Below are 25,231 nucleotides of genomic sequence, written 5' to 3' on the forward strand. Positions count from 1 at the left end.
CCGCACGGGCCGCCGACCGCCCAGGCGGGAGACGGGCCCCGCGACTCAACCCAGATGATATGGTCCATCCTCCTCGAGCGGAGTTCGGCCCTTGAATCCCAGCCTCTTCAAGGCGGTCCTGGCGGCGCTCGCACTGCTTGTCGCCCCGGCGGCGGGGGCGCAGGAGGCCGCGCTCCCCGAGGCTCCCGTTCCCTACGCCCAGGCCCGACCCGCCGCCAAGGCGCCCCCGCGGCCCAGCGCCGCGCCGGCCGCGCCCAGGGCCCAGGCGGGGCTTGCCGCGGCGGCCGCCCTCCCCCGCCACGCCAACGGCGCCCGTCTCGCGGCGGGCCAGGCGCTGGACCCGGCCGAACTGGAGGCCTTCGTGGACGGGTGGATGACCGACGCCATGGCGCGCGAGCACGTCGCGGGCGCGTCCGTCTCCGTGGTCCAGAACGGCCAGGTGATCCTGAAGAAGGGCTATGGCTTCGCGGACCTCTCGCCGCGGCGGCCGGTGGATCCGGACCGCAGCCTCTTCCGCATCGGATCGATCTCCAAGACCTTCACCTGGATCCTGGTGATGCAGGGGGTCGAGGCGGGCCGTCTGCGACTGGACCGCCCCGTCAACCTGTACCTGCCTGAGCGCGTCCGGCTGACCGGCAAGGCGGGCCGCGTGACGGTCGCCAACCTGCTCGACCATACCGGCGGCTTCGAGGACCGCGCCCTGGGCCAGCTGTTTGAGAACGATCCCCGCCGGGTGCGCCCGCTGGATCTCTATCTGCGGCAGGAGCGCCCGGACCGCGTGCGCGCCGCGGGACGGGTCTCGAGCTATTCGAACTACGGCGCGGCCCTGGCCGGCGCGGCGGCGACCTTCGGTTCCGGCAAGACCTTCGAGCGCCTGGCGGAGGATGAGATCTTCGTCCCCCTGGGCATGCGCCACACCACCTTCCGCGAACCGCGGGAGGCGCGGCGGGGCCTGCCCGCCCCGATGCCCGAGACCCTGAGCGCGCAGGCGGCGCAGGGCTACGGCTGGCGCGCCGCGGGCTTCATGCCCGACGACTACGAGTACATCGGCCAGATCGCGCCGGCCGGGTCGGCGTCGTCCACGGCCGGCGACATGAGCCGGTACATGTTGATGCTGCTGGGGAACGGCGCCTGGAACGGGGTCACCATCTATGGTCCCCAGGCGGCGCGCGCGTTCCGCACGCCGCTCCGGGCGACGCCGGACGGGATCAACGGCTGGGCCCACGGCTTCATGACCATGGACCTGCCGGGCGGGCGCAGGGGCTACGGCCATCTCGGGGCGACGCTGGCCTTCATGTCCAACATGACCCTGGTCCCGGACCTGGGCCTCGGCGTCTTCGTGACCACCAACACCGAGACGGGGCGCGACGTGGCCGGACCGCTGCCGGCGGCGATCGTGCGTCACTTCTATGCGCCGCCGGCCCCCTTCCCGCGGGCCGGGACGCGGGACCTGGCCGAGGCGGGCGACATCTTCGCCGGCCACTACCTGACCACCCGGCGGGCCTACGGCGGCCTCGAGGGCTTCGTCGGCCTGCTGGTCGGCGGCGCCGAGGTGTCGGTGACGCGCGGAGGTCGCCTGCTCGTGACCCGCGACGGCGAGACGAAGGCGTACACGCCCGAAGGCCCTGCGAGCCAGGGCCGGTTCATCGCCGCGGACGACGACGAGCGCCTGGCCTTCCACATCGAGGATGGCCGGGCCACCAGCTTCAGGGGATGGAGCAACACCGAGACCCTGGTCCGCTCGGGCCTCACGGAACGTCCCGCCACGCTGGGCGCCGTCGCGGCCCTGACCGGGCTGGCGGCGATCGCCACGCTCGTCGGCCTGATCCTGCGGAACCGGCGGGAGCTGCGGCAGAACCAGATCCAGGCCCGCGCCGCCCTGGTGCAGAACATCCAGGCGGGCCTCTGGATCGCCGCGTTCGTTCTGTTCGGCGCGTTTGGCGCAGGGGCCGCGGACATTCAGCGGGTGATGTACGGCTGGCCGGGCCCGCTCGTGATCACGGCCTCGGCGTCGGCCCTCGTGGCGGCGGCGCTGACGCTGGTCACCATCGCCGCCCTTCCGGCGATCTGGCAGGGCGGCCGGCGGGTGGACTCCTGGACCGTAGCCCGCAAGCTGTTCTTTACCGCCACCGTGGTCATCTACACCGCGTTCTCCGTGCTCCTCGCGCTGAACGGCGCCCTGGAGCCGTGGAGCCGCTAGAGGCGCGCTCCAGCCGGTGTCGGCGGGCGGCCGTGACCGGCCCTCCTGCGGCGCCGTGCCGCGACCGACAGGGGTCCCGCTACAGTCAAGTTTAAACCGGCCCTTAACCTTGGACTGGGAAATTCCTGCCTACCTGTTGGCGGGGGCCGGTCGTGGCCGCGCGCCGCCGGGTTTGGGGGCGAGGCGTCTTGAATCAGATCGCGGCCATGGTGCGGAGGTTCGGGGTCGGCCGGCTGGCGGCCTTCCTCGGGATCGCCGCGGGCGCGGTCGCCGTCTTCACCGCCATCTTCATGGGTCTGGGCCAGCCGAAGGCCCTGCTCTACTCGAACCTCGACCTCAAGGAGGCGGGCTCGATCACGACGGCGCTCGACCAGGCCGGCGTCAAGTACGAGGTCAAGGGCGACGGCTCGACCATCATGGTCCCGCGCGACCAGGTGGCCTCGACGCGGCTGATGCTGTCCTCCAAGGGCCTGCCGACGGCCGGTTCGGTGGGCTACGAGATCTTCGACGAGGCCAATGCGCTGGGTCAGACCGACTTCGTGCAGCAGCTGAACCGCCAGCGCGCCCTGGAGGGCGAACTGGCGCGCACCATCCTCAGCCTTGACGGCGTCACCTCGGCCCGGGTCCACCTGGTGCTGCCCAAGCGCCAGCTCTTCGAGGAGCAGGCCGAGCAGCCGAGCGCGGCCGTCACCATCGGCGTCGGCGGCCGCGAGCCCAGCGCCGACCAGGTCCGGGCGATGCAGAACCTCGTGGCGGGCGCCGTGCCCAACCTGAAGCCCGACCGCGTGACCGTGGTCGACCAGCGCGCCCGGACCCTGTCGGGCGGCGAGGTCGGCCTGGCCGCCGAGGCCGACGGCCGCAAGTCCGAGGTGGAGCAGCGGATCGCCAAGCAGGTGAAGACGCTGGTCGAAGGCATCGTGGGCGCAGGCAAGGCCCGCGTGAACGTCACCGCCGACCTCGACCTCGCCCGGGTCACGACCCAGGAGGAACGTTTCGATCCGGACGGCCAGGTGATCCGCTCGGAATCGACCACCGAGGAGAACTCGCGCGACAACGACTCGACCGGATCGGGCGCGGCCTCGGTGGCGGCCAACATCCCCGGGGGACCGGGCGCCGACGAGAACGCCAACTCCTCGTCGAGCGGCCGCGCGGACTCCACCACCAACTACGAGATCTCCAAGACCGTCACGACGAAGGTGGAGGAGCCGGGCACCGTGAAGCGGCTCTCGGTGGCGGTGGCCGTCGACGGCGCGACCGCCGTCGGCAAGGACGGCAAGCCGGGCGCCTACACGCCGCGCTCCGCCCAGGAGATGCAGCAGATCGAGCAGCTGGTCCGCTCGGCCGTGGGTTTCAACCAGGACCGCGGCGACCAGATCAGCGTCATCAACGTGCGCTTCCCCACGGCCACCAGCGAAGGCGGCACCGAGGCGGCGAACCCGCTCATGGGCTTCGACAAGAACGACATCATGCGGGCCGTGGAGCTGGCGGTTCTCGCCATCGTCGGGATCCTGATGATCTTCTTCGTCGCCCGTCCCCTGCTCGGCGCCGGCGGCGGCAAGCGCAAGGGCGGCGGCGGCGCCGACGCTGACGCAGGCTCGGGCGCGCCCACCGTCACCCGCATCATGGTGACGCCCGACGGCCAGCAGATGGCCATCTCCTCGGACGGCAGCATGCAGCAGCTGGCGATCGCCGGCCCGCAGGACGACGGCGCCGCGCGCATCGACATCGCCCGCGTGGACGGTCAGGTGCGCCAGAGCGCCGTCAAGAAGGTCTCCGAATTCGTGGAGCGGCATCCGGACGAGTCCGTCTCGATCCTCCGCTCCTGGCTGCATGAGACGGCCTGATGGCGCCCCGGGGCAACGGCAAGAACGTCGTCGACGCCTCCCGCCTCAACGGGGCGGAGAAGTGCGCCGTGATCCTGCTCGCCCTCGGCGAGGACCACGCGCACGTCTGGCAGGCGCTGGACGAGGAGGAGATCAAGGAGATCTCCCAGGCCATGGCCAGCCTGGGCAACGTGACGGCGGCCGTCGTCGAGGACCTGCTCGTCGAGTTCGTGGCCGGGATGGCCGGGACCGGCGCCATCATGGGGTCGTTCGAGCAGACCCAGAAGCTGCTCGCCTCCATCATGCCGGGCGAGAAGGTCGACGCCCTCATGGAGGAGATCCGCGGTCCGGCGGGCCGGACCATGTGGGACAAGCTCGGCAACGTGAACGAGGCCGTGCTCGCCAACTACTTGAAGAACGAATACCCGCAGACGGTCGCGGTGGTGCTCTCGAAGATCAAGTCCGAGCACGCCGCCCGCGTCCTGGCCTCGCTTCCCGAGGACTTCGCCCTGGAGTGCGTGATGCGCATGCTCCGCATGGAGCCCGTGCAGCGCGAGATCCTGGACAAGATCGAACAGACGCTGCGGCTCGAGTTCATGTCGAACCTGGCGCGCACCTCGAAGCGCGACAGCCACGAGATGATGGCCGACATCTTCAACGCCTTCGACCGTCAGACCGAGACCCGCTTCATCACCGCGCTCGAGGAGCGCAACCGCGAGGCGGCCGAGCGCATCCGCGCCCTCATGTTCGTCTTCGAGGACCTGTCGAAGCTCGACCCGGGCGGCGTCCAGACGCTGCTGCGCGCGGTCGAGAAGGACCAGCTGGCCCTCGGCATGAAGGGCGCCTCGGACGCGCTGCGCGAGATGTTCTTCTCCAACATGTCCGAGCGCGCCGCCAAGATCATGCGCGACGACATGGAGAGCATGGGCCCGGTCCGCCTGCGCGACGTCGACCAGGCGCAGATGGCGATCGTGCAGATCGCCAAGGACCTCGCGAACAAGGGCGAGATCATGCTCGCCGGCTCCAACTCCGACGATGAGCTCATCTACTGATGTCGGAAGCCCCCGCCAAATTCGCCTTCGACACCGAGTTCGACGCCCAGGGCTCGATCGCGTTCGTGGCGCCGCGCCCGAAGCGGCTGTACCCGGCCGAAGAGGTCGAGCAGATCCGCGCGGCCGCAAGGGCCGAGGGCGAACGCGCCGCCCTGGCCAGCGTCGCGGCCCAGCAGGCCGCGGCCCTCTCGCAGATCGCGGCGGCGTGCAGCCAGGCCCTGCCCCGGCTGGCCGAGGTGGCGCACGAGCACCGGCAGGGCTCGGCCGCGCTGGCGCTCGCCTGCGGCCGCGCGATCGCCGACGCGGCGCTCGCCCGCTTCCCCGAGGCGCCCGTTCAGGCCGCGCTGGAGACCCTGGCCCGCGAGATCGACGCCCAGCCGCGGCTGGTGGTCTCGGCCGAGCCGGCGCTCGCGGAGGCGCTCATGGGCCAGCTCGACGAGACCGCCCGCGGCCTGGGCTTCGAGGGCGCGGTGGTCGTCAAGCCGGACGGCGCCTTCGGACCCCACGCCTTCACCCTCGACTTCGGCGACGGACAGGCCGCGTTCGATCCGGCGCAGGCCGCCGAGCGCGTGTCGCAGACCCTGGAGGCGGCGCTGGCCGCCGAGGGTCTGCACGCCGAACCCCTGATCCCCGGTTCAGAAAGCTAGACCCATGGCGGACGACGACCTGAAGCTCGACGAATTCTCGCCCGAGGAAGGCGCGCTGCCCGAGGTTGCGGGCGAGGAGAAGAGCGCCGGCGACCTCGCCACCGTGTTCGACGTCCCCGTGGCCATCTCGGCGGTGCTGGGACGGTCCAGCATGTCGGTGGCCCAGCTGCTGCAGCTTTCCCAGGGGTCGGTGCTCGAGCTGGACCGCAAGGTGGGCGAGGCGATCGACATCTATGTGAACAACCGCCTGGTCGCGCGCGGCGAGGTCGTGATCGTCGACGATCGTCTCGGCGTGACCATGACGGAAATCATCAAGGACGGCGACGCCCAGGCCTGAGCCTGAGCGTGTGAAGGAGTAGGAAGATGCGGCTTCTGGTCGTCGGAAAACTGAGCGGACAGCTCTCCACCGCCGTGAAGATGGCGATGAGCGCGGGCGCCAAGGTCAGCCACGTGGAGACCATCGAGGCCGCCACGCACGCGCTCCGCGCGGGCCAGGGCGCGGACCTGCTCATGGTGGACTACGACCTCGACATCGCGGGCCTGATCGCGGCCAACGAGGCCGAGCGGATCAGGGCGCCGGTGGTGGCCTGCGGCATCGCGGCCGATCCCAAGCGCGCGGCGGACGCCATCCGCGCCGGCGCGAAGGAGTTCATCCCGCTTCCGCCCGAAGCCGAGCTGATCGCCGCGGTGCTGGCGGCCGTCAGCGACGACAACCGCCCCATGGTGGTGCGCGATCCGTCGATGCAGGCGGTGATCCAGCTGGCCGACCAGGTGGCGCCCTCGGACGCCTCGATCCTGATCACCGGGGAAAGCGGCGTCGGCAAGGAGGTGGTGGCTCGCTACGTCCACCAGAAGTCGCGGCGCGCCAGCAAGCCCTTCATCAGCGTCAACTGCGCGGCCATCCCCGAGAACCTGCTGGAGAGCGAGCTCTTCGGTCACGAGAAGGGCGCCTTCACCGGCGCGCTGGCCCGCCGCATCGGCAAGTTCGAGGAGGCCAACGGCGGGACCCTTCTGCTCGACGAGATCAGCGAAATGGACGCGCGGCTGCAGGCCAAGCTGCTGCGCGCCATCCAGGAGCGCGAGATCGACCGGGTCGGCGGCGCCAAGCCGGTGAAGGTGGACATCCGCATCCTGGCCACCTCGAACCGCGACCTGGCCCAGGCGGTGAAGGACGGGACGTTCCGCGAGGATCTGCTCTACCGCCTGAACGTCGTGAACCTGCGCCTGCCGCCGCTGCGCGAGCGCCCGGCCGACGTCGTCGCCATGGCCGAGTTCTTCGTCCGCAAGTACGCCCAGGCCAATGGCATGGCGGAAAAGCCGCTGTCCGGCGAGGCCAAGCGCCGGCTGGCCGCCCACCGCTGGCCGGGCAATGTGCGCGAGCTCGAGAACGCCATGCATCGCGCCGTCCTGCTGTCCTCGGGGCCCGAGATCGACGAGACCGCGATCCGCCTGCCCGACGGCCAGCCGCTGGCCCCGGCGGACGCGCATGCGCGCACCGCGCAGGCCGCCGCCAGCGCCGCCGAGATCGCCACCCGCTCGTTCGTCGGCCAGACGGTGGCCGAGATGGAGCAGCAGCTCATCATCGAGACGCTCGAGCACTGCTTCGGCAACCGCACGCACGCGGCCAACATCCTCGGCATCTCGATCCGGACGCTGCGCAACAAGCTGAAGGAGTACACCGAGGCCGGGGTCCCGGTGCCGGCGCCGCAGATGGGCGCGAGCGCGGCATGACCCCGCGCGACACCGGCCATCGGGGATTCTGAGCCGTGACCGACGTCACGCCCTCGCGCTTTTCGAACGCGCCGAGCGCGCGCGACATGTGGGGCTGGGTGGCGCGCGGCGAAGTCGCGCTGGCGCTGGGCGTCATCGGCATCGTCGTCCTGCTGATCCTGCCGATCCCGGCGTTCCTGCTGGACGTGCTGCTCTCGATCTCGATCGCGTCGTCGGTCCTGGTCCTGATGACCTCGCTGCTCATCAAGAAGCCGCTCGAGTTCACCGCCTTCCCGACCGTGCTGCTGGTGGTGACGCTCTACCGGCTGGCGCTGAACATCGCGACCACGCGCCTGATCCTCAGCCACGGGCACGAGGGCGCCCACGGCGCCGGCCATGTCATCGAGACGTTCGGCAAGCTGATGATGGGCGGCAACTTCGCCATCGGGGTGATCGTGTTCGCGATCCTCGTGGTGGTGAACTTCGTCGTCATCACCAAGGGCTCGGGCCGGATCGCCGAGGTGGCCGCGCGGTTCACCCTGGACTCGATGCCGGGCAAGCAGATGGCCATCGACGCCGACCTCTCGGCCGGCCTGATCGACCAGGACGAAGCCAAGAAGCGGCGCAAGGAGCTGGAGCAGGAGTCCACCTTCTTCGGCGCCATGGACGGCGCCTCGAAGTTCGTGCGCGGCGACGCGATCGCGGGCCTCGTGATCCTGGCGATCAACGTCATCGGCGGCATCCTGATCGGCGTCCTGCAGCACTCGGTGCCGCTGGATCAGGCGTTCGCGTCCTACACCATCATGTCGATCGGCGACGGTCTGGTCAGCCAGATCCCCGCGCTCATCATCTCGATCGCCGCCGGCTTCCTGGTGTCCAAGGCCGGCGTGGAGGGCTCCGCCGACCAGGCGCTGGTCACCCAGCTGGCCACCAACCCCATCAGCCTGGGCATGGTCTCGGCGGCGGCCGGCGTCCTGGCCATCATCCCCGGCATGCCGATCATCCCCTTCGCCGCGCTGTCCATGGGCGCGGGCGTGCTGGCCTGGCGACGTTCCCAGAAGGCCGCGGAGCCCGTGGAGGTCGAGGTCGCGCCCGCGCAGGAGGAGACCGAGGAGCCGATCTCCCAGACGCTGGCCATCGACGAGATCAAGATCGAGCTGGGCTACGGCCTGCTGCCGCTGATCAACGACCTGGAGGGCCGCAGGCTCACCGACCAGATCAAGGCCCTGCGCCGCACGCTCGCCGCCGATTTCGGCTTCGTCATGCCCAGCGTGCGGATCCTGGACAACATGCGCCTGCCCTCCATGGGCTACGCCCTGCGCATCAAGGAGATGGAGGCCGGGTCGGGCGAGGTGCGCATCGGCCAGCTGATGGCCATGGACCCCCGCGGCGGACAGGTGGAGCTGCCGGGCGAGCACGTGAAGGAGCCCGCGTTCGGCCTTCCGGCGACGTGGATCGAAGACGCCCTGCGCGAGGAGGCCACCTTCCGTGGCTACACCATCGTCGATCCCGCCACGGTGCTGACCACGCACCTGACCGAGATCCTCAAGGAGAACATGCCCGACCTCCTCACCTATGCGGAGGTCCAGAAGCTGATCCGCGACCTGCCGGCCGAGCAGAAGAAGCTCAGCGAGGATCTCATCCCCAGCGTGGTCACCGCCACCACGGTGGTGCGCGTGCTCCAGGCGCTGCTGCGCGAGCGCGTCTCGATCCGCGACCTGGGCGCCATCCTGGAGGGGATCGGCGAGGCGGCGCCCCACACCACCTCGATCACCATGCTGGTGGAGCAGGTCCGCGCCCGGCTCGCGCGCCAGCTCTGCTACGCGTACCGCGGCGAGGACGGGGCGCTGCCCATCGTGACGCTGTCGCCCGAGTGGGAGAACGCCTTCGCCGACGCGCTGGTCGGGACGGGCGACGACAAGCAGCTGGCGCTGGCGCCCTCGCGCCTGCAGGAATTCATCCGCGGCGTGCGCGAGACCTTCGAGCGCGCGGCGCTCGCGGGCGACAGCCCGGTCCTGCTCACCAGCCCCACCATCCGGCCTTACGTCCGCTCGATCATCGAACGCTTCCGCGGCCAGACGCCCGTGCTGAGCCAGAACGAGGTGCACCCGCGCGCGAGGCTGAAGACCGTCGGCGCGATCTGACCGCGTCAACGGCGGGTTGACAGGAGCGTCAATGCGAGGTTGACTGTCAACATCGGGTTGACAGGAGCCGCGCCATGGCCAGGACCGCCGAAGCCCCCGCCCGCATGTTCCACTGCTCGTTCTGCGCCAAGCCGCAGACCCAGGTGGCGAAGATGGTGTCGGGACCGGGGGTGCTGATCTGCAACGAATGCGTGAAGCTCTGCGACAGCATCATGGCCCAGTACCCGGACCAGCTCGAACCGGCGTCGATCAACGTCCCGGAGCAGCTCTCGACCGACCAGCTGCTGGCCATCCTGAAGGGCTACGACACCGCCGGCGAGCGGGTCGACCAGGCGATGCGGGACATCACCGACATCCTGCGCGAGCGCGACGTCAGCTGGGCGGCCATCGGGGACACGCTGGGCGTCTCGCGGCAGGCCGCCTGGAAGCGCTTCGGCTGACCGCAGGAGCGCGTGCGAAAGCGGGAGCCGGTTTTCGGATCCAGGTGCGCGCCCCGTTCAGACGCTTCCGTCAACCCGATCGTCCCGGCGAATGCCGGGACCCAGATCCACGTGCAAGGTCGCGATGGGAAGGGCTCCGAGCGTACGGAACCCGCTTCCGAGCCCCTCCATCTGGATCCCGGCATTCGCCGGGATGACCGGGTGTCGCGTACGGACCGCTACGCGACCAGGTCGCGGAACTCCTCGCTCCGCCGCAGCCACGCGGCGGCGTAGCCGCAGATCGGCGTGATCTTCAGGCCGCGCCGGCGGGCGTCGGCCGCCACGCCCTCCATCAGCCGGCCCGAGGCGCCGGACCCGCGCAGCGGGACGGGGCTGAACACATAGTCGATGTACATGCGGTCGCCCGCGAGGCGGTAGTCGGCGTAGGACGTCAGGCCCTGCTCGTCGTGCTCGTAACGCTCGCCCGTGTCGCGCAGTTGGGACATTGATCGGTCTCCTGTCCGCGTTAGGGTCGTCCCTGAAGACGTGGGAACGTGCCGGGAGGGATCAAGATGCGACGAGTCGCCATTGCAGGAACGAGCCTTGCGATCATTGCGGTCGGCCTCGCGTCCTGCGGGAAGAAGGAAGAGGCCGCGAAGACCGGCGACGCGGCCCCGGCCGCCCAGGCCGCCGCGACCCCGCTGACGGCGCCGCCCAAGCGCAAGCCCGGCCTGTGGACGCACACCATCGCCTCCAACGGCGTGAACCAGACCATGAAGGTCTGCCTCGACGAGGACACCGACGCCAAGATGACCGTCTGGGGCCAGGCGGCCGGCAAGGAGATGTGCGCCAAGCAGACGTTCACGCCGGCGCCCGGCGGCTGGCGCTTCTCGTCCGAGTGCGACATGGGGGCCGCCGGCAAGACCGTCTCGAACGGCTCGGTCACCGGCGACTTCAACACGTCCTACGTGGTCAAGGCCTCGTCCACGACGACCGGCTCGTCCATGCCGCAGGCGAACGGCGCGCAGGAGATGACGCTCACCGCGAAGTGGGAGGGCCCCTGCCCCGCGGGAATGCAGGGCGGCGACGTGAAGGTCCAGATCCCGGGCGGCCCGGAAATGACCATCAACATGGAGAAGATGACCGCCATGGCCGGCGGGGGGCAGAGGTAGGGCGCACGCGGGTTGTCGGGACGGACGGCCCCCGTTCGTCCTCGGGGTGAACCCCAACCTGCACCGTCGAAGGAGTATCCGATGGCCGTTCCCGCCCCGATCACCCCCAACAACGAGCGCGAGCTGGTTCTCGCGCGGATCATGGACGCCAGTCCGGAGGCGCTCTACCGGACCTGGACCGACGGCTCGACCTATCCCGAGTGGTTCTGCCCCAAGCCCTGGCGCGCCGAGGCCCAGACGCTGGACCTGCGGCCGGGCGGCGCCAGCCGCATCACCATGCATGGGCCGGACGGCGAGGTCTTCCCGAACGACGGCGTCTTCCTCGAACTCACGCCCGGCCGGAAGATCGTCTTCACCGACGCCTTCACCGAGGGCTGGGTCCCCAATCCCGAGGGCATGATGACCGCCGTCATCACGTTCGAGCCGCACGCCGGCGGCAAGACCCTGCTGACCGCCCGCGTCGGTCATCCCACGCTGGAGAAGAAGACGCAGCATGCGGAGATGGGCTTCGAGGACGGCTGGGGCGTGATGCTCGACCAGCTGGAAGCGGTGGCCCGCCGCCGTCGTCACCTGGTGGACCTGATTGAGTCCGGAACCTAGGCCAGCTCCACCGCCATGGCCGTGGCCTCGCCGCCGCCGATGCAGAGGCTGGCCACGCCGCGCCGGCCGCCACGCGCCTGCAGCGCCGCCAGCAGCGTCGCCAGGATGCGGGCGCCCGAGGCGCCGATCGGGTGGCCCAGCGCGCAGGCCCCGCCGTTCACGTTGAGCCTGGCGCGGTCGATCCCGAGGTCGCGCTCGGCGATCATCGCCACCACGGCGAAGGCCTCGTTGATCTCGAAGAGGTCGACGTCCGCCACGCTCCAGCCCGCCCGCTTCAGCGCCTTCTGGACGGCGGGGACCGGCGCGGTGGTGAAGAGGCCCGGCTCGTGGGCGTGGGCCGCATGGCCCGCCACCCGCGCGACGATGGCCATGCCGAGCTTCCGCGCCACGCTCTCGCGGGTCATCACCAGGGCCGCCGCGCCGTCCGAGATCGAGCTGGCGTTCGCCGCCGTGATCGTCCCGTCCTTGGCGAACGCCGGCCGGAGGGTCGGGATCTTCGCCGGGTCGGCCTTCAGCGGCTGTTCGTCGGTGTCGACCGTCGCCTCGCCCTTGCGGTCCCTCACCGTCACCGGCGTGATCTCGCGGGCGAACGCGCCGCCTTCGATGGCCGCCTTGGCCTTGGTCAGCGACCCGATCGCGTACTCGTCCTGCGCCTCGCGGGTGAACTGGTACGACCGCGCCGCCTCCTCCGCGAAGCTGCCCATCAGCCGGCCCGGCTCGTAGGCGTCCTCGAGGCCGTCCAGGTACATGTGGTCGTACATGGTGTCGTGGCCGATCCGCGCCCCGCCGCGATGCTTGGTCATCAGGTACGGGGCGTTGGTCATGCTCTCCATGCCGCCCGCGACGATGATGTCGGCGCTGCCGGCCGCCAGGGCGTCGTGGGCCAGGATCGCGGCCTGCATGCCCGAGCCGCACATCTTGTTGACGGTGGTGGCCTCCACCGACTTGGGCAGGCCTGCGCCCAGCGCCGCCTGCCGCGCCGGCGCCTGGCCCAGGCCCGCCGGCAGCACGCAGCCCATCACGATCTGCTCCACCGCATCCGGCGCGACGCCGGCGCGCTCGACCGCGGCCCGCACGGCGGCGGCGCCCAGTTCGGTGGCCTTGGCGCCCGAGAGCACGCCCTGGAAGCCGCCCATGGGCGTGCGGGCGTACGAGGCGATGACGACGGGGTCGGAGGTCTGGCTCATGCCCGCGATATAGCGTCGCCTCCCGGTCATATGAAGTCCGGCGGACAGGAGGGCCGGTGGGCCGCCCAGTTTAACCGCGGAGATCGCGGAGGAGGCGCGGAGGGCGCGGAGACCTCTGCGCTCTCAGCGTTCCTCACTGCGTCCTCCGCGGTTCGATCGAGCGCCTGCGGCGTCCGCGGAGAAGATCCCATGGGGCGGGATAGCGCTCGGCTCGGCCGCGGGCAGAGTGCGGCTCCTATATCAACCGCCCGCCGGAGGCCTGCCCATGCACCAGCATCAACCGCAAGACCAAAGCGCCATCCGCACCGATCTCGGCGCGATCTTCGTCTCGCTGGAACTCAGTCGATCAACATGGCTGACTACGTCTTTATCGCCGGGAGCCGGCGAAAAGCTGTCCAAGCAATCGGTCGCGGCGGGCGATGTTGGGGGATTGCTGGCGCTGTTCGCGCAGCTTCAACAGAAGGCGACCGCTCGTCTGGATCGCGCTTTTCCGATCATCGCCATCCAGGAGGCCGGCCTCGATGGGTTCTGGATTCACCGGGTGCTGGAGAGCGAAGGATCGAGAGCCACGTCGTGGACGCCGCGTCGATCCTGACGTCCCGGCGCCGACGCCGGGCCAAGACCGATCGGATCGACGGGGAGACCCTGGTCCGCACGCTCCTGGCGTTCAAACGGGGAGAGCCGCGGGTGTGCTCGATGGTCAAGGCCCCGACGCCGGAGGAGGAAGATCGTCGGCGCATCTGCCGGGAACGCAAGACCCTGGTCGCGGAGCGTATCGAGCATACCAACCGGATCAAAGGGCTCCTCAGCGCACAGGGGATCCGAGACTATGATCCGCTGCGTCGCAACAGCCGCGCACGGCTGGACCAGTTGCGGACCGGGGACGGCCGGCCGCTGCCCCCGCGCCTGAAGGCTCAGATCGCCCGTGAGCTGGATCGCATCGAGATGCTGGTGACACAGCTGAGAGCCGTTGAAGCAGAGCGCGATTCTCTGCTCCAGCAGGCGAGAGACGAGGCATCCAGGCCCGCCGCCATGCTGGCGCAGCTCAAGGGGATCGGGCCGCAGATCGCCACCCTGCTGTGGTCCGAAGCCCTGTTCCGCCATTTCAACAATCGCCGCCAGGTGGCCGCCTACGCGGGCTTGGCGCCGACGCCTTGGAAGAGCGGATCAATCGATCACGAGCAAGGCGTGTCCAAGGCCGGCAACCCGCGGCTCCGAACGACGATGATCCAGGTCGCCTGGCTCTGGACCCGGCATCAGCCGGGCTCGGCGCTGAGTCGCTGGTTCGAGGAACGCGTGCGGCGCAGTGGCGGCCGGATGCGCAAGAGCACGATCGTGGCTCTGGCGCGCAAGCTCTTGGTGGCCTTTTGGAAGTACGTGACCAGCGGGGTGGTGATCGAAGGCGCCGTGTTGCAGGCCGCCTGATCGCCAACGGTAAATTTTCGCAATCCACAGGGCCTGATCAGTCCTGGCGGATCCAGGTGACGAACCGATTGCAGCCATGGCCTAACCAGCCGCAAATGAAGAATGGCTTCGTTCCCCTGAGCCCACCACCCGTCGAACGCGGGATATTGGTGCAGCCGTAGCGATGCGGCGACCGGATGTGAGGTTGATCTGGTGCGCTCAGCCCCAGGTCGTCAGACGGGCTCAGACTTGGATTCCAGGTGCGGCAGAGTTCCCCCGTGGTCGCCTGCCGCGCTCTACGTTGGTGCTGGCGGAGTTAGGAGGGCGGCTCGGCGCCAGCCTCGTGGACGATGGACACCTTGTGCCCTGGATGGTTGTCCGAGACGTGGACGTCCGCCTGCAACTGCTGCGCGAGCGCGGCGACAATGCTGGTGCCGAGGCCAGACTTGGCGCTTGCCTTGTCCTGCGGCATGCCGACGCCGTTGTCGCCGACGGACAGGGTCCAAGCGGCACCGTCGGCTCGATAATCGACGTTGATCTTGCCCTCTCGGCGGCCCGGAAAGGCGTGCTTGAGGGCGTTGATCACCAGTTCGGTGACGATCAGGCCGAGGCTTACAGATACATCGGCGGTGGTGACGGTGTCATCGGAGCTCACCTCCAGCTTGAGTTGATCGTGGTCACGGATCATCGAGGCGCCGATGCTCTCGCAAAGCTCCGCGAAATAGCCGCGCAAGGCGACGTCCCCGATTGTGGTCGCGGCCAACTGCCGCTGGACGGCGGCGACCGACATGACCCTCTGGTGAGCGTCGTAAAGGTGCGTACGCGTCTCGTCCGAGTCCACACGCCGCGCGCTTTGCAGAAGCACGCTGGCGATGATCTGCAAGCTGTTCGCCACACGGTGCTGCAGCTCCTGCAGGAGGATCGCCTTCTCACGGACCAGGTCGTCCTTCTGGCGAAGCATATTGTCCTTGAGCTTCTCGGCGAGGCGCGCATCGGTCACGTCGGCGACAGCGAGGAGAAGTCGGACGTGGTCGGCGTCGCCATAGTCGAGGTTCTTGACGTTCAGGACGAGCCGGCGGACTTCCTGGCCCTCGCGCACGAGGTCCATTTCGTAGGCGTCGATCTGCGCCTTCCCCTCGGCCGTGGCCTTAAGCAGGGACCGTAGCTGGCGGATTTCCCATTCACCGGAGCCGAGCGCGAAGATTTCCCGGCCTTCCGCTTTGGCAGGGTCGATTTGGAAAGCGTGATAGAAAGAACTACTGGCCGCCACGACCGCAAAATTCCCGTCCAACAGCACGAGCGGCGCCGTCGATGACGCGATGACCGCCAAGGCGAGGTCGAGGGCGGCGTCGGCATGAAGCAATTTCGAAGTCATAGATTGCCCCCCTTCTTGGCGGGCCGGAGGCTCGCGAAGCGAAAGCCAACCCCGGCGACGTACGACGGCCGGATCGGACGGACCCGTCACGGTCCGCCAAAGCGTTTTCGTCGGTGAACCATAGCACGAGACCGGGAGCTTGGATGACTTCGACCAAATAACTCGCGAACGCCCCTCAGAGCGCTCATGGAACGCGGCCATCGCCGAATCGTTTGAAGCCCAAGGGTCGGATAGCCGACGCTGGCTCTGGGGGGAGCATCGTGTCCGATCCAAACGCGCCGTTAATTCTATACGTGGAGGACGACGCCCCGGTCCTTGAACTGGGCGTGACGGCGCTGGAGGAAGGCGGGTTCCAGGTCAAAGCCGTCCAGTCCGGCCCTGACGCCATCGCCGCGCTCGAGAACCTGTGGACGCGGTCGTCAGAGCTCTCGTGACAGACATTGACCTTCCCGGAGGGATCAGTGGCTGGGACATTGGGAGACGGGCAAGGGAGTTCTTTCCAGAGCTGCCCGTCATCTACGTCAGCGGCGGCAGCTCCCATGAGTGGGCTTCCAGAGGGGTCCCCGGCAGCGTGATGCTGACGAAGCCATTCGCGCTGGCGCAGCTCGTGACGGCCGTTTCAAGCGCCACGCTGGGACCACAAGGCGACGGCGTCAGCGACAGCTGACCCCGGGGTTGACCTGGAAATCCCCATGTGAGGCTGCAAGGGGATGGGGACCTGGCGTAGCAGGGGTCTGCATCCCGGCTCGGGACAGACCACGTCCAGCCGTGCGTAGGCAGCCTCAGGGCGCCCGCGTGGTGACGTCGCAGTAGGGGCCGCCGTCGCGGATCGTCTTGTTCCGATAGATCACGGCGCCCACGACGTTCGGCGCCTGCCGGATGGCCGCGCAGAATTCCGGGAACAGGTCCGAGGGCAGCCAGAGGCAGGGCGCGCGGGGATCCTCGTCGCAGGCGATGTCCACGAGCTGGCGGGCGTCCATGGCCGGAGCATCTTCCCTTCCCGCTGCGCGGGAAAGGGGGGTCATTGGTTGCGCACGGTCCCGGCGATGAAGCCGCCGCCCAGCACGCGCGTGTCGTCCTCGGGCGCGTAGAGCACGCAGGCCTGGCCGGGCGCGACGCCTTCCTCGGGAGCGGCGAACACCACGCCGGGCTGTCCGTCCACCACGCCGAGGCGGCCGGGGGCGGGCTCGCGGGTGGACCGCACGCGCGCCAGGACCGGGCGCTGCCGCCTCACCGCATCCTCGAGCGAGGGACCGTCCCCGATCCAGTTGCTTTCCTTCAGGCTCAGCGCCCGCGTCAGAAGCGCCTCGCGCGGGCCCACCACCACCTGCCGGGCGTCGGCGTCGATGCGCACCACGAAGAGCGGATCGCCCACCGCGACGTTCAGGCCGCGGCGCTGGCCGATGGTGTAGCGGGTCACCCCCTCGTGGCGGCCCAGGACGCGGCCGTCCAGGTGCACGATGTCGCCCGGCTCCGCGCCCTGCGGCCGCAGCCGGTCGATGACCGTGGTGTAGCGGCCTTCCGGCACGAAGCAGATGTCCTGGCTGTCCGGCTTCTCGGCCACCGCGAGCCCCAGTTCGGCCGCCGCCGCGCGGACCGCCGGCTTCGGCAGCCCGCCCAGCGGGAAGCGCAGATAGGCCAGCTGCTCGGCCGTGGTCGCGAACAGGAAGTAGGACTGGTCGCGCGCCGGATCGGCCGCGCGGTGCAGTTCCGGTCCGGCGGGGCCCTCTTCGCGCCGCACGTAGTGGCCGGTCGCCATCGCCTCGGCGCCCAGTTCGCGCGCCACGTCCAGGAGGTCGCGGAACTTGACCGTCTGGTTGCAGCGGATGCACGGGATCGGCGTCTCGCCGCGCAGGTAGCTGTCGGCGAAGTCCTCGATCACCTGCTGGCGGAAGCGGCTCTCGTAGTCGAGCACGTAGTGGGGGATGCCGATGGCCTCGGCCGCCGTCCGGGCGTCGTGGATATCCTGGCCGGCGCAGCAGGCGCCCTTCTTCTGGATCGCCGCGCCGTGGTCGTAGAGCTGCAGCGTCACGCCCACGACGTCATAGCCGGCGCGCGCCAGCAGCGCCGCGGTGACGGTGGAGTCCACGCCGCCGGACATGGCGGCCACGATGCGGGTCCCGGCGGGCAGGCGCACGGCCGCGCGCGCGGCCTCGACGAGGCCGTCGCTCAGGCGGTCGGGCGCGAGCACAGGCGCGGACATGCCGGCTATGTAACGGCTCCGCCTGGACTTTTCGAGGGCCGGGCGGCCTTCGCGCGCGCGCTCACTTCAGGATGTTGAGCAGCGACGACTGCTGGAGGGCCTGGAACACATAGGCCACGGACTGCACCGACAGCTGCGCCTGCTGGAGCTGGGCCGCGGCCTCGGCCATGTCGGCGTCGGTGATGTCGCCCAGCATGCCGGCCAGGGTGTTCTGCCGTCCCTCCAGGTCGGCCGCGATGGTGTCGAGACGCTTCTGGTTGGTGCCGTTGCGCGCGGCGAGCAGGGTGACGTCCTCGCGAACGGTCTCCCAGCTTGCCAGCTGTCCCTCCAGGAAGGTGCGCTGGGCGTCCGTGAGGGCGCCGGCGAACGGTCCCGACGGGCCCTGGTTGAAGGCCTGGAAGCTCTGGAACGCCGTCAGCATGGACGTGCCGATGTCGTCGGCCAGGAAGCCGATGGTGACGTTGGTCGCCTCGTCCAGCTTGGCGGTGACCTTGAAGTCGTCGTTCGCGAAGAAGCTGGCGATCGGCGGCCCGGAGGTCAGGTCGGAAAGCGTGGTCGCCGTCACCGGCCGGGTGTCCACCTGGCCGCCGGCGAAGAGGTACTTGCCGCCGTAGCGGGCGTTCATGGCCTCGATCGCGGCGCTGAACTGCGCCTGCACGTCCTCCACCAGCGTGTCGACGCGCCCCGAGGCCAGCGCCTCGGAGAACACCTGCCGCACCGACTGCGCCGCATCGGCCACCCGGATCAGGGCGGTGTCCTGTGTCGTGAGCTTGTCGGCCAGGAGCTTGTTCTGGTCCTGGTAGACGCCGAGGCGGGTCTGCACCGACCGCATGGCGGTGATCAGCTCGGACGAGCGGGCATAGTCCTTGAGGTCCTGCCCGTTGCGCTGGGTCGAAACCTTGTTGCCGGCCTCCAGCTGCCGCTGCTGGGCGGCCAGGAGGTTGTTCAGGACGGCCGAGTAGCTGCCGGGCGTGGTGACGCGGGTGACCATCGTTCAGTCTCCTCAGACCATGTTCACGAGCACGTCGAAGAGCTCGTTGGCGGCCTGGATCATGCGGGCGGAGGCGTTGAAGGCCTGCTGGTAGGTGGTGAGGTTCACCAGTTCCTCGTCGAGGTTCACGCCCTCGACGGCCTGGCGGCGGGTGTTGGCCTCGAAGGCGACGGCCTCGGCGCTGGCCTTGCGGGTCTCGGCGGAAGCGGCGCCGCGGCCGATGGCCCCGCCGAACTCCGAGGCGTAGCGCGAGACGGACATGGTGACCTGGCCCAGCGAGCCGGCGGCCTGGAACAGGACCGGGAGCTCGCCCGCGGCGGACAGGGCCAGCGCGCCCTGGCCGTCCCCGGGCCGGATCGCGACCTGGCCGACCGCGGCGGAAACGTCGAGCTTGCCGACCGCCACCTTGGTGGGATCCGAGTTCAGCGCGGAACTGACCTGGAACCGGCCCGCCCGGGCCGCACGCTCCTGCGCGCCGATGCCGAAGAGCTGGCTGATGGACGGGCCGCCGACGCCGCGGGCGGTGTTGTCGTTGATGACCGAGATCTGGGCGTCCAGCGGCGCGCCCCCGGCGAAGCTGAGCACGCCGTTCCCGTCGAGCGAGAAGGCGCCGTAGAGGCCCACGCCGCTGGCGTTGTTGTTCAGGGCGTTGAGCAGGTCGGTCATGGTGGCCGCCGCGGGCGCCGAGACCGACACGTCGCGGATCGGCCGTCCGTCGGCGCTGGACAGGCGCAGGTTGATGACGCCGCCGGGGGTGAAGCCGTGCGGGTCGGCCGCCTGGAGACCGGTCGCGTAGTTGGTGAAGCCCGAGGCCTTCACCAGGTCGTTGAGGCCGAAGAAGTGCGAGAAGCCGCGGCCCGTCTTCTGCGACGTCCCCTCGTCGATCGCCAGGCCGTTGGGCGCCGTTGCGTTGACGGTCAGGGCGCCGCCGCTGAACGTGGCCGAGCCCAGCGCGCCCAGGGCGGTGTTGAGCCCGGCGAGGAAGGTGGCCGGCGTGAAGGCCGCTCCGGCCCCGCCGTTCACCGAGATCGTGCCCGCGGTGAAGTCGATGGCCACCGTCCGCTGCAGCACGCCTGCGGCGTTCACGACCGCGATGGTCGAGGTCCCCGAGAAGCCGCTGACGGCCGTCGGCAGATCGAGCCCGGTGTTGCGGCCCGCCAGCGTGGCCGGGGCCGGATAGGCCGCCGCGTCGTTGTGGGCCGCGTTGAGCTGGTCGACGGCGCGGCTCACGAACTCACCGAGCTGGTCGTAGAGCTTCGGCAGCTCGACGTCGCGCAGCTCGGTCAGGCCGCGCAGTTCGCCGCTGGTCAGCTGGATGGGCTGGTCGGTGGAGCTGCCGGCCGGTCGCGCCGTGATGTAGCCCGGGGTCGAGGCTGTGGAGTTGTAGGTGAGCCGGGCCGGCTCGTCGCCGGCCAGCAGCACGCCCTCCACCGAGCGCACGTCGGCGCCGCCGCCGGCGCGGGGCGCCACGCGGATGTTCATCAGGCCGGCGAGTTCGTCGAGCAGCTGGCTCTGGATGTTCTCCGAGCCCGAGGCGTCGGCGTTCACCAGGCTGGCGCGCTTGATGTCGGTGTTCAGCTTGGAGATCTGCTCGAGCAGCGCATTGGCGCGGTCCACGCCGGCGGAGATCTGCGTCTCCACGGTGTCGCCCAGCGAGACGATCTGGCTGTTGATCCGCCCCGCCTCGGTCAGGAAGTCCTCGATGTTGCCCAGGGCCTGGCTGCGCAGGAGCGTCGACGACGGATCGTCCGCCGCCGTGGCGAAGGCTCCGAAGATCTTGTCCAGCCGGCTGAAGAAGAAGCCGTCGGCCGACGGGTCGCCGAACAGGCTCTGGGCGTTGTCCAGGTACTGGGCGACCGCGCTCCAGCGCTCCTTGTCGGACGCCGCCGAAAGGGACGCGCCCTGCAGGTACTGGTCGGTGATCCGCTGGACGCCCTCGATCGTGACCCCGGCGCCGACGCCGGCGACAACGAGCGGCTGCTGGTTGACGGCCTTGCGGACGTACCCGGGGGTGTTGACGTTGGCGATGTTGTCGGACGTCGCGCGCAGGGCCGCCTGGGCGGCGTTGAGGCCCGAGGAGGCGGTGCGCAGGGTGGCCGTGAGCGACATGGATTAAGGCTCCGCCCGGCAAAGGCTGACGCTCGACCCGGCGGATTCTGCCGGGACAAGGGTGAACGCGCACGCGTCAGGCCGGAATTTTCTCAACAGATTCAACATGGGCCCTCCGAGGCCCGGTCGATGTCGGTGGGACAGGCGCAAGAGGCGGGCCAGTTCGAACGAACGTACGGCCGCGCGCCCGCGAGGGGCCCGTCGCCAGGACGCCGTCGCGGACCGGCTTGTCGCTGCTAGGGCGGCACGGATCGACCCACCGCGGCCCCGAACGGCCCGGCAAATTCCGCCGTCGCGCCGACGCTCAGCGCGGTCGGACCCCCCGTTTCTCTATTTGAATCAGTCATTTGAAACGTTGGCCCGGGGGTTGCTCAGGGTGTCGACCGAAGACCCCGGCGCAGGACGCGCTCCCCTCGAGATCGAAGCTCCGGCTTCCGAAAGCCATGACCGCGTCCAGCATCACGACAGCGCAGCCCGCCGCGACGGCCGGCCCCGGCCCGGCCGGCCAGGCCGCGGGCCGGGCTCCCGGCGCAGGCGGCCTCGCCGGCTTCGAAGCCCTGCTTGCGGCCTTGTTCCCCGCGGGCGGCGCCGTCACCCCGACCGGCGCCGGATCGCCGTCCGGCGCGGCCGACGCCTCGGCCGAGGAGGAGGGGTCCAAGGGTGAGGCGAATGCAGACGGCAAGGGCGCGTCCGTCGAGCTGATCCCCGCGCCTGCGGTGGACCCCTCGGCCCTGGCCGCCGCCCTGACGGCGCCGGCGCCCCCTCAGGGCGCGCCGACCGCCGGGACATCCGAAGTTCCGGGCGATGGGCAGGCCGTGCAGCGGCAGGCGCTGCGCTCGGCCGCGATTTTCGCGCCGATGGCGGAACCGGCGCCCGCCGGCGAGGCCGTCGCCGCAGAGGCGACGCCGGACGCCGAGCCGCCGGCCGCCGGCGCCACGCCTCCGGGTCCGGCGCTCCAGGCCGACGGCGAGCGCGGGAACGCCCGGGCCGCACCGCCGCCCGCCTTTGGCCGCGACAAGGCCCCCGCCTCCCCCGCGGCGCCCGCGCTCGAGAACGCGAACCCGCGCGCGGACCTGGCGTCCAAGGCCGCGACGGCGGACGCTGCGCCCGACGCACCCCTCCCCGCTTCGGCGCCCGAGGCGACCCCGACAGGGGCCTCTCAGCTCGCCCAGGTCACGCCTCCTCCCGCCCAGACGCCTCGCGCCGAGCCGGCGTCCAAGGCGGCGCGGTCCGAGCGCAAGGGCGGCTCGGCGCGCTCCGAGTCGCTGGACGCGCCCGGCGCCGCCGAGACGGCGGCGAAGCCCATGCAGGCGAAGGCCGCCGAGGCCGCCGCCAAGCCGGCCGCCACCACTGCGCCGGCCGAGGCCGCCGAGCGGCCTGTCGGCGACGACATTGGATCCGCCGACACCGTCGATCCGGCGCCGCAGGCCGAGTCCCGGGCCGCCGCCCAGTCGTCTGCGACGGCGGCGCACACGGCCCACGGGGTCCGCGGCTCGCCCGAGACCGTGGCGAACCTCGCGGCGCAGATCGTCAGGAAGCTCGAGGAGCGGTCCACGCGCTTCGACCTCGAGCTGGATCCGGCGGGCCTGGGCCGGGTGGACGTTCGCCTCGAGATCGGCGCCAACGGCAAGCTCACGGCCTCGATGCTCTTCGACAATCCGCAGGCGGCCAACGAGCTGAGGGCGCGCGCCGCCGAACTGCAACGCGTGCTGGAGCAGGCGGGCTTCGACCTCTCCGGCGGCCTCTCCTTCGACGTCGCCGACCAGGGCCGCCATCAGGGCCAGGCCTGGCAGGACCAGGGCGAGCCGGGCCGCGCCTTCCGGGGCCAGGCCTTCCGGGCCGCGCTCGAAACCGCGGGTGAGGCCGCGGACGTCGCCGGAGCCAGCGCGCTGCGCCTTCGCCGAGGCGTGAACTCCGGCGTGGATGTGAGGATCTGATGGTCGATTCCGTCTCCACCGTCGCCGCCGGCGCCGACACCAGCGTCATCGGGCGCAACCGCCTGGCCGAGAGCTTCGACACCTTCCTGGCGCTGCTGACCACGCAGCTGAAGAACCAGGACCCCCTGTCGCCGCTCGACTCCAACCAGTTCACCCAGCAGATCGTGCAGATGACCGGGGTCGAGCAGCAGCTGCTCACCAACGACCTCCTGAAGAAGCTGGTCGCCAACACCGGATCGGGGATCGCCACCGCCGTCAGCCTGATCGGCAAGGAGGTCCGGGCGGACGCCGACGTGGCCGCCCTGGCGAACGGCAAGGCCGAGTGGGTCTACAAGCTCGACCGCGCCGCCAGCGACGTGAAGATCGAGGTGCTCGATTCGAAGGGCCGCGTGGTCCAGACGCTCGCGCCGACCGACAACAAGGCGGGCGAGCACACCTTCACCTGGGACGGCAAGGGCGCGGGCGGCCAGACCATGGCCAACGGCGTCTACTCGCTCCGCGTCACCGCCAAGGACAGCGAAGGCTCCGCGGTGCCGGCCACGGTGGCGGCCCAGGGCGTCGTCACCGGCGTGCAGCAGATCGACGGCGGCACCGTCGTCACCATCAACGGGGCCCAGGTGCCCTGGGAGAAGATCACCCTCATCCGCGAACCGCCGGCGCCGGCGACGACCGCTTCGAACAGCGCCTCGTCATCGGCCGGCGGCTCAAACAGCAACACCACGGGCGACGAAACGTCGCCTCCAGCGGCGGCCCAATGAGGCCGGCCCCGCAGCAGGCGGACCCGCGTCAGGAGAACGGAACCTAAGTCATGTCGATCAACTCAGCCCTTCGCGCCGGCGTCTCCGGCCTGGTCGCCAACTCGTCGGCGCTCGCGGCGATCTCGGACAACATCGCCAACGTCAACACCGTCGCCTACAAGCGCAACCAGGTGAACTTCGCCAACGTCGTCACCGCCCAGGCGGTGAAGGGCCAGTACTCGGCCGGCGGCGTGCAGGCGGTGAACCGCCAGTTCGTGAGCCAGCAGGGCCTGATCCAGGCCTCTGGGTCCTCCACCGACCTGGCCATCTCGGGCGACGGCTTCTTCGTCGTGGCCGACAAGGGCGCGGGCCTGACCGCCTCCGACGCGCGTTCCTTCACCCGCGCCGGCTCCTTCAGCGTCGACGCCGACGGCTACCTCGTGAACGACTCGCGGCTCTACCTGCAGGGCTGGCCGGTGCAGGCGGACGGCAGCTTCAACATCAACCCGTCCGACCTGTCGCTGATGAACTCCATCAACGTGCGCAACCTCGGCGCAGCCGTGGCGCCGACCGCCAACATCGGCGTCAGCGCCAACCTCAACAAGGGCGGCGTCGTCTCGGCCGGCGAGGCCGCGTACAATGGGACCACGGTCGCCTCGATGGCGGACTACGCCGACGATCCCTCGACCGGCACGCGGCCCGACTTCGTGATCGAGATGAACGTCGTCGACTCCACCGGCGGCTCGCGCAAGGTCGCCATGGCGTTCCTGAAGGACGACGCGGCCAACCCCAACCGGTGGCACGCCGAGATCTATTCGATCCCCGCCACCGATGTTTCGGTCGCCGGCCGTCCGGGACAGCTGGCGCGCGGCCAGGTCTTCTTCAACCAGGATGGCACGATCGACCTCGCGAACACGACGCTGTTCGGCGCGGCGGGCGCTGCCCCGACGCTGACCCTGAACGCCTCCAACGGGGCCGATCCCCGCTGGGCGCCCTCGCTGGGTCTCGCCGCCCAGACGATCGATCTGGATCTGGACAACATCACCCAGTACTCGGCCACCTCGACGGTGAACGCGATCAACCAGGACGGGGCGGGCGTCGGCAACATCGTGGCGATCGAGGTCGACGAGGTCGGCATCATCTCGGCGATCTACGACAACAGCCAGATCCGGACGGTCGCCAAGGTGGGCGTCGCCACCTTCCCCAACCCGGACGGACTGCAGCCCATCAGCGGCAACGCCTACCGCCCCACCATCGCGGCGGGTGAGTTCATCGTGAAGGAGGCCGGAGTCGGCGGCGCCGGAAAGATCTCGCCCTCGAGCCTCGAGGCCTCGACGGTCGACCTCTCCGCCGAGTTTACCGGCCTGATCCAGACCCAGAAAGCTTATTCGGCTTCTTCAAAGATCATCACGACCGCTGACCAGATGCTGGAAGAACTAATCAACATCAAGCGCTAGAATTAGCGCTGAATTCCACCTGATGATCTTACTTAGTCTCTACTGTATTAAAATGGTACATGGG

At 70.2% G+C, this 25,231-nt stretch carries 21 protein-coding genes and 1 pseudogene; 15 read left to right on the forward strand and 7 right to left on the reverse strand.

The genetic code is table 11. The features are described 5' to 3' along the window. Positions 1-91: 91 nt before the first annotated feature. From AC2D8W_RS20495 to AC2D8W_RS20530, 8 genes are all read left to right on the forward strand, one after another. Positions 92-2,200 carry a serine hydrolase domain-containing protein gene (locus tag AC2D8W_RS20495; RefSeq protein WP_484673093.1) on the forward strand — a complete coding sequence of 703 codons (2,109 nt, stop codon included), beginning with the start codon at positions 92-94 and terminating at the stop codon, positions 2,198-2,200. Positions 2,201-2,388: 188 nt separating this feature from the next. After that, a complete protein-coding gene (gene fliF, locus AC2D8W_RS20500) occupies positions 2,389-4,044 on the forward strand; it encodes a flagellar basal-body MS-ring/collar protein FliF (protein ID WP_484673094.1) in 1,656 nt (551 codons plus the stop codon). After that, positions 4,044-5,075: a flagellar motor switch protein FliG gene (fliG, locus tag AC2D8W_RS20505; RefSeq protein ID WP_484673095.1), complete on the forward strand. Its 1,032-nt coding sequence runs from the start codon at positions 4,044-4,046 to the stop codon at positions 5,073-5,075. Before fliF ends, fliG begins: the two co-directional genes overlap by 1 nt. Further along, a complete protein-coding gene (locus tag AC2D8W_RS20510; protein ID WP_484673096.1) occupies positions 5,075-5,722 on the forward strand; it encodes a FliH/SctL family protein in 648 nt (215 codons plus the stop codon). Before fliG ends, AC2D8W_RS20510 begins: the two co-directional genes overlap by 1 nt. Positions 5,723-5,726: 4 nt before the next feature. Continuing rightward, positions 5,727-6,059: a flagellar motor switch protein FliN gene (fliN, locus tag AC2D8W_RS20515; RefSeq protein WP_484673097.1), complete on the forward strand. Its 333-nt coding sequence runs from the start codon at positions 5,727-5,729 to the stop codon at positions 6,057-6,059. A gap of 26 nt (positions 6,060-6,085) precedes the next feature. Then, positions 6,086-7,453 (forward strand): sigma-54-dependent transcriptional regulator FlbD, encoded by a 1,368-nt coding sequence (gene flbD, locus AC2D8W_RS20520; protein ID WP_293480898.1) that lies wholly within the window; start codon positions 6,086-6,088, stop codon positions 7,451-7,453. An 86-nt stretch (positions 7,454-7,539) separates the two neighbouring features. Then, positions 7,540-9,576 carry a flagellar biosynthesis protein FlhA gene (gene flhA, locus AC2D8W_RS20525; protein WP_484673118.1) on the forward strand — a complete coding sequence of 679 codons (2,037 nt, stop codon included), beginning with the start codon at positions 7,540-7,542 and terminating at the stop codon, positions 9,574-9,576. Positions 9,577-9,650: 74 nt separating this feature from the next. After that, positions 9,651-10,016, forward strand: a complete 366-nt coding sequence (locus AC2D8W_RS20530; protein ID WP_293480896.1) for a ClpX C4-type zinc finger protein — start codon at positions 9,651-9,653, stop codon at positions 10,014-10,016. 218 nt (positions 10,017-10,234) lie between these two features. Here AC2D8W_RS20530 and AC2D8W_RS20535 read toward each other — a convergent pair whose 3' ends face one another. After that, on the reverse strand, positions 10,235-10,501 hold the full coding sequence (locus tag AC2D8W_RS20535) for a GNAT family N-acetyltransferase (protein ID WP_293480894.1): 267 nt from the start codon (positions 10,499-10,501) through the stop codon (positions 10,235-10,237). 66 nt (positions 10,502-10,567) lie between these two features. Between AC2D8W_RS20535 and AC2D8W_RS20540 the strand changes: the two genes are divergently transcribed. Continuing rightward, positions 10,568-11,167, forward strand: a complete 600-nt coding sequence (locus AC2D8W_RS20540) for a DUF3617 domain-containing protein (protein ID WP_484673098.1) — start codon at positions 10,568-10,570, stop codon at positions 11,165-11,167. An 81-nt stretch (positions 11,168-11,248) separates the two neighbouring features. Further along, entirely contained in the window at positions 11,249-11,767 is a 519-nt protein-coding gene (locus tag AC2D8W_RS20545; protein ID WP_484673099.1) for an SRPBCC family protein, read from the forward strand. Here AC2D8W_RS20545 and AC2D8W_RS20550 read toward each other — a convergent pair. After that, complete coding sequence (locus AC2D8W_RS20550) at positions 11,764-12,954, reverse strand: acetyl-CoA C-acyltransferase (RefSeq protein ID WP_484673100.1); 1,191 nt, start codon at positions 12,952-12,954, stop codon at positions 11,764-11,766. The two genes, AC2D8W_RS20545 and AC2D8W_RS20550, sit on opposite strands and share 4 nt — an antisense overlap. A gap of 265 nt (positions 12,955-13,219) precedes the next feature. Here AC2D8W_RS20550 and AC2D8W_RS20555 point away from each other — a divergent pair. Beyond that, positions 13,220-14,379: pseudogene (locus AC2D8W_RS20555) on the forward strand (IS110 family RNA-guided transposase). A gap of 295 nt (positions 14,380-14,674) precedes the next feature. Here AC2D8W_RS20555 and AC2D8W_RS20560 read toward each other — a convergent pair. Further along, positions 14,675-15,733, reverse strand: a complete 1,059-nt coding sequence (locus tag AC2D8W_RS20560) for a sensor histidine kinase (RefSeq protein ID WP_484673101.1) — start codon at positions 15,731-15,733, stop codon at positions 14,675-14,677. 260 nt (positions 15,734-15,993) lie between these two features. On the opposite strand from AC2D8W_RS20560, the gene AC2D8W_RS20565 reads away from it, so the two are divergent. Then, a complete protein-coding gene (locus AC2D8W_RS20565; protein ID WP_484673102.1) occupies positions 15,994-16,167 on the forward strand; it encodes a hypothetical protein in 174 nt (57 codons plus the stop codon). A gap of 348 nt (positions 16,168-16,515) precedes the next feature. On the opposite strand, the gene AC2D8W_RS20570 is transcribed toward AC2D8W_RS20565, so the two are convergent. The 4 genes from AC2D8W_RS20570 to flgK all read right to left on the reverse strand — a co-directional run bounded on the left by AC2D8W_RS20570 (position 16,516) and on the right by flgK (position 21,036). Next, positions 16,516-16,713 carry a hypothetical protein gene (locus tag AC2D8W_RS20570; protein ID WP_484673103.1) on the reverse strand — a complete coding sequence of 66 codons (198 nt, stop codon included), beginning with the start codon at positions 16,711-16,713 and terminating at the stop codon, positions 16,516-16,518. Positions 16,714-16,754: 41 nt separating this feature from the next. Then, on the reverse strand, positions 16,755-17,936 hold the full coding sequence (gene mnmA / locus AC2D8W_RS20575; RefSeq protein WP_484673104.1) for a tRNA 2-thiouridine(34) synthase MnmA: 1,182 nt from the start codon (positions 17,934-17,936) through the stop codon (positions 16,755-16,757). A 61-nt stretch (positions 17,937-17,997) separates the two neighbouring features. Further along, the gene (locus tag AC2D8W_RS20580) at positions 17,998-18,927 is read right to left on the reverse strand and encodes a flagellin (RefSeq protein WP_484673105.1); all 930 of its coding nucleotides are present in this window, start codon (positions 18,925-18,927) and stop codon (positions 17,998-18,000) included. A 12-nt stretch (positions 18,928-18,939) separates the two neighbouring features. Then, positions 18,940-21,036: a flagellar hook-associated protein FlgK gene (gene flgK, locus AC2D8W_RS20585; RefSeq protein ID WP_484673106.1), complete on the reverse strand. Its 2,097-nt coding sequence runs from the start codon at positions 21,034-21,036 to the stop codon at positions 18,940-18,942. A gap of 443 nt (positions 21,037-21,479) precedes the next feature. On the opposite strand from flgK, the gene AC2D8W_RS20590 reads away from it, so the two are divergent. From AC2D8W_RS20590 to AC2D8W_RS20600, 3 genes are read left to right on the forward strand one after another with little or no spacing between them, the layout of a single operon-like run. Further along, positions 21,480-22,973 carry a flagellar hook-length control protein FliK gene (locus tag AC2D8W_RS20590; protein WP_484673107.1) on the forward strand — a complete coding sequence of 498 codons (1,494 nt, stop codon included), beginning with the start codon at positions 21,480-21,482 and terminating at the stop codon, positions 22,971-22,973. Then, entirely contained in the window at positions 22,973-23,731 is a 759-nt protein-coding gene (locus tag AC2D8W_RS20595) for a flagellar hook assembly protein FlgD (RefSeq protein ID WP_293480876.1), read from the forward strand. Before AC2D8W_RS20590 ends, AC2D8W_RS20595 begins: the two co-directional genes overlap by 1 nt. Positions 23,732-23,781: 50 nt before the next feature. Beyond that, positions 23,782-25,167, forward strand: coding sequence for a flagellar hook protein FlgE (locus AC2D8W_RS20600; protein ID WP_484673108.1), 1,386 nt, complete (start codon positions 23,782-23,784; stop codon positions 25,165-25,167). The last annotated feature ends 64 nt before the right edge of the window (positions 25,168-25,231 follow it).

The organism is Phenylobacterium sp. T106 (genome assembly GCF_057219735.1).

Excerpts from the sequence above, each read along its gene's own strand:
- flhA (WP_484673118.1), top strand. The coding sequence starts at position 7,540 with ATGTGGGGCTGGGTGGCGCGCGGCGAAGTCGCGCTGGCGCTGGGCGTC.
- fliN (WP_484673097.1), top strand. The coding sequence starts at position 5,727 with ATGGCGGACGACGACCTGAAGCTCGACGAATTCTCGCCCGAGGAAGGC.
- AC2D8W_RS20595 (WP_293480876.1), top strand. The coding sequence starts at position 22,973 with ATGGTCGATTCCGTCTCCACCGTCGCCGCCGGCGCCGACACCAGCGTC.
- AC2D8W_RS20580 (WP_484673105.1), bottom strand. The coding sequence starts at position 18,927 with ATGGTCACCCGCGTCACCACGCCCGGCAGCTACTCGGCCGTCCTGAAC.
- fliG (WP_484673095.1), top strand. The coding sequence starts at position 4,044 with ATGGCGCCCCGGGGCAACGGCAAGAACGTCGTCGACGCCTCCCGCCTC.
- AC2D8W_RS20570 (WP_484673103.1), bottom strand. The coding sequence starts at position 16,713 with ATGGACGCCCGCCAGCTCGTGGACATCGCCTGCGACGAGGATCCCCGC.
- AC2D8W_RS20560 (WP_484673101.1), bottom strand. The coding sequence starts at position 15,733 with ATGACTTCGAAATTGCTTCATGCCGACGCCGCCCTCGACCTCGCCTTG.
- AC2D8W_RS20530 (WP_293480896.1), top strand. The coding sequence starts at position 9,651 with ATGGCCAGGACCGCCGAAGCCCCCGCCCGCATGTTCCACTGCTCGTTC.
- mnmA (WP_484673104.1), bottom strand. The coding sequence starts at position 17,936 with ATGTCCGCGCCTGTGCTCGCGCCCGACCGCCTGAGCGACGGCCTCGTC.
- AC2D8W_RS20545 (WP_484673099.1), top strand. The coding sequence starts at position 11,249 with ATGGCCGTTCCCGCCCCGATCACCCCCAACAACGAGCGCGAGCTGGTT.
- AC2D8W_RS20550 (WP_484673100.1), bottom strand. The coding sequence starts at position 12,954 with ATGAGCCAGACCTCCGACCCCGTCGTCATCGCCTCGTACGCCCGCACG.
- AC2D8W_RS20600 (WP_484673108.1), top strand. The coding sequence starts at position 23,782 with ATGTCGATCAACTCAGCCCTTCGCGCCGGCGTCTCCGGCCTGGTCGCC.
- flbD (WP_293480898.1), top strand. The coding sequence starts at position 6,086 with ATGCGGCTTCTGGTCGTCGGAAAACTGAGCGGACAGCTCTCCACCGCC.
- AC2D8W_RS20535 (WP_293480894.1), bottom strand. The coding sequence starts at position 10,501 with ATGTCCCAACTGCGCGACACGGGCGAGCGTTACGAGCACGACGAGCAG.
- flgK (WP_484673106.1), bottom strand. The coding sequence starts at position 21,036 with ATGTCGCTCACGGCCACCCTGCGCACCGCCTCCTCGGGCCTCAACGCC.
- AC2D8W_RS20510 (WP_484673096.1), top strand. The coding sequence starts at position 5,075 with ATGTCGGAAGCCCCCGCCAAATTCGCCTTCGACACCGAGTTCGACGCC.
- AC2D8W_RS20540 (WP_484673098.1), top strand. The coding sequence starts at position 10,568 with ATGCGACGAGTCGCCATTGCAGGAACGAGCCTTGCGATCATTGCGGTC.
- AC2D8W_RS20590 (WP_484673107.1), top strand. The coding sequence starts at position 21,480 with ATGACCGCGTCCAGCATCACGACAGCGCAGCCCGCCGCGACGGCCGGC.